We start from the raw sequence: 2,782 nt of genomic DNA, 5'->3' as shown, positions 1-2,782 counted from the left end.
GCTTCGTTTATTTGGCTTCGACGATGATTTTATTGAAATAGTTGGGCGGAATCGGGTTTTAAAACACGCCCTAGTATATCGATTACTGAAGTAAATATATCTCTAGCTTTTTCTGGTGAACATACAAAGTTATTTGGATGTGCACAATCATTTCTTGTATCCAAACAACGTATTAATTCTTTAGCTTCATTGCTATTTAACATGTCAATTTCAGCCGTAGCACATTGTTCAACGAGATACTTCTCATAAACTTCTAAATCACGTTTTTTCTGTTCTATTCTATCATCGAGTTCTTTACAAGCTAAATCACTCGGTGCCATTGCCTTTACTTTCATATGTAAATCATAAATTGCAGATATTACACTCATGATTACACACGCTTTATAAGATCCTGCACTATAACACTTCAGCGCTTCAGACATATAAACTTTAGTTTCTGAATTTTGCACCTTGTTCAACATTTCTTCTATATCACGTAGCACTACCTATTCCTTCTTCCTTATTATGTTGGTAATATCATTTGACTTATTGCGTTTTATTCATTATAGATTTATAGATGTCATATAACGTTCCCGTATTCACGACCCGACTCATGTCGGGTGTCCGGCGTATGCCGGGCCAAGGACGAATGTCCGCAGCGTGAATATTATGTTATATGCTGCCTGTTATCTTCCAAACTCTCTTAATCTCATTCGATCTTTTCCTTCTTCAATTTTATGCTTTCTTTTTGTCTTTCTCCAATGATTTTTTAGCTCTTTCTCAATCTTTTTTAATCCCCTTTGCCTTAAAAGCTTTTCCAAACTCCCTTTTTTATTAGTCTTTCAGGAAGCGATACCCTATTTCCACTGTTTCAGAGGGGAACCGGTTCCAGCTTCAAAAGCGGGGAAAGTGATTTTCAGTGCCTGGCAAAATGCCAACAATCATGGGCGGGGTTATGGGCAGTATATTTGGATCGAGCATGGCGATGGCTACGTGACAACTTACGGTCATCTTTCCAAACTGATTGCGGGCGTTGGCGATAGGGTACAAGCCGGCAGCACGGGTCCTCACTTACACTTGTTTATATTTAGCTTGAGTTAAAAAACTTGAATATAGAAAAAATCGCAACAAATTACATATAGGATACGTTAGAATGAATATATAGGAATAAGGAGGGATCAAATGAAAATAGTTATTTTTATGAATTTGATTTTATTGGGGTTTATTTTTGGATGTAGTGGACAAGATAAAGTGATAAGTCAAGAAGAATTTCTCAGTCATTTTAAAAGCTCACTTGTTGAACAGGGTGTTGAGGTTGAACAAAGGGCAGAATCTAAGTCAAATGTTATTAAAGATAAAACGGTTATTCCATTTGCTGTTTCGCCTAGTGAAAAGCACCCAGATGGTATAAGTGTTTTTGTTTTTGATTCCTCTAAAGAAGCAAAAAAAGCAATGAGAGAAGCTCAAATTTCAGTTACAACGGAAACACGTGTTAGAGAGTATAGAAATAAAAATATCGTAGTTTTTTACTATATGAATGATATTATTCTTCCAAAATACGAAAAAGAAGTTGAAAAGGCCGTAAAGTCGCTGAAATGAATTTATTTAGATTTTTATGGTAAACTAGTGTTGTTGTTCAAATAAATGTACGTTGAAAGGTAGGCAGACATGAAAAAATCAATTTTTAAATCTTTGCTGGCTTCTTCGTTAATATTCTCTATAGGCGGAGTAGGGATTCCTTCAACAAGTGCACAGTCTTTAGATGTAAATCAGTCGAATGAAGTAATTGATAATCAATCGAATATGGTAGATGATTCAATTCCAATTGATTCAGAATCGTTCAGTTCTGATTCTAATGATTCAACTGGAATTAAACCAGCATCTGAAGAAATAACACAGGAAGAGATACTTGCTTCTCAGCCAGTTGAATCAGAAATGGCCTTCAATGAAACAGCAACCCAAAAAGAAATAGATGAATACAATAAAATAGTTTCGTTTCAAAGTAAAGTCATACCAATTATAGAAGAAACTCTTAATAAAAATTTGGGGAGTGAAGAAAGTATAGAGTCTTTAGGTCTTACTCAAACTTATGAATCTTATAAATTGAATAATCTTACAGATTATTATTTTGATAATACCAATCCTGATGATCTTAAAGTAATTTTTGTAGTGGCTAAAGAGGATGCTAAAGAAATGAAAGAAATTCGAAAAGACCTGAAAAACAAGCTAGGTAAGGAAGTCGAATTCCGTAAGGCTAAAAAATCAGTAACTGAATTTAGAAAAATTCAAAAGCAAGCTGCTGAGTATATTGATAGCGTTTATGATGGTCCGTTTTCTGTAAGTTATGATGTGATCAACCAAGCTATTGAAGTAGAATTGCCTGAACCAGATCCTCAAGTTCAGTCGCTGCTACCAGCACCTATTTTAAATGTGAATCAAGTTTCTGAATTGACTCAAATTGTAGGGTCGGAAAATCTTGATCTTAACTATACTGATCTTAATCCAGAACCCACACTTGCTAGAGATTATCCTTAAACAAATATGGGTGGAGGACAAGAAATAAGAGTGTGGAGACAAGCTGATAAATCAAGACAGAGTACTTGCACCAGCGGTTACATTGCTTATAAAGATAATCAGGCATTTATGGTCACTGCTGGTCATTGCTTAATATATGCTTCATCAAATAATAAGACTTATGATGTAGTAATAGGTGATCCTACTAACGGTTGACGGATTGTCAATCCAAGTGCAACACTTCGTCCTGAAACGATTCGTGTGTAGACTTCCAGCCTAGACATTTGCG

At 35.3% G+C, this 2,782-nt stretch carries 4 protein-coding genes; 3 read left to right on the top strand and 1 reads right to left on the bottom strand.

The window, feature by feature from the left end; genetic code table 11:
- Positions 1-29: 29 nt before the first annotated feature.
- Positions 30-482 (bottom strand): hypothetical protein, encoded by a 453-nt coding sequence (locus HRQ60_RS23190; protein ID WP_172200969.1) that lies wholly within the window; start codon positions 480-482, stop codon positions 30-32.
- Positions 483-762: 280 nt separating this feature from the next.
- Between HRQ60_RS23190 and HRQ60_RS23185 the strand changes: the two genes are divergently transcribed.
- The 3 genes from HRQ60_RS23185 to HRQ60_RS23175 all read left to right on the top strand — a co-directional run bounded on the left by HRQ60_RS23185 (position 763) and on the right by HRQ60_RS23175 (position 2,514).
- On the top strand, positions 763-1,080 hold the full coding sequence (locus HRQ60_RS23185; protein WP_172200972.1) for a peptidoglycan DD-metalloendopeptidase family protein: 318 nt from the start codon (positions 763-765) through the stop codon (positions 1,078-1,080).
- 81 nt (positions 1,081-1,161) lie between these two features.
- Positions 1,162-1,578, top strand: coding sequence for a hypothetical protein (locus HRQ60_RS23180; RefSeq protein ID WP_172200966.1), 417 nt, complete (start codon positions 1,162-1,164; stop codon positions 1,576-1,578).
- A 69-nt stretch (positions 1,579-1,647) separates the two neighbouring features.
- Positions 1,648-2,514 (top strand): hypothetical protein, encoded by an 867-nt coding sequence (locus HRQ60_RS23175; protein ID WP_172200963.1) that lies wholly within the window; start codon positions 1,648-1,650, stop codon positions 2,512-2,514.
- Positions 2,515-2,782 lie beyond the last annotated feature (268 nt).

It is taken from the genome of Saccharibacillus qingshengii, from assembly GCF_013185195.1.
In the GTDB taxonomy this organism is placed as follows: Bacteria; Bacillota; Bacilli; order Paenibacillales; family Paenibacillaceae; genus Saccharibacillus; species Saccharibacillus qingshengii.
The sequence above is the reverse complement of the archived record's forward strand: the minus strand, read 5'-3'. Positions and strand labels throughout refer to the sequence as shown.

Excerpts from the sequence above, each read along its gene's own strand:
- HRQ60_RS23175 (WP_172200963.1), top strand. The coding sequence starts at position 1,648 with ATGAAAAAATCAATTTTTAAATCTTTGCTGGCTTCTTCGTTAATATTC.
- HRQ60_RS23180 (WP_172200966.1), top strand. The coding sequence starts at position 1,162 with ATGAAAATAGTTATTTTTATGAATTTGATTTTATTGGGGTTTATTTTT.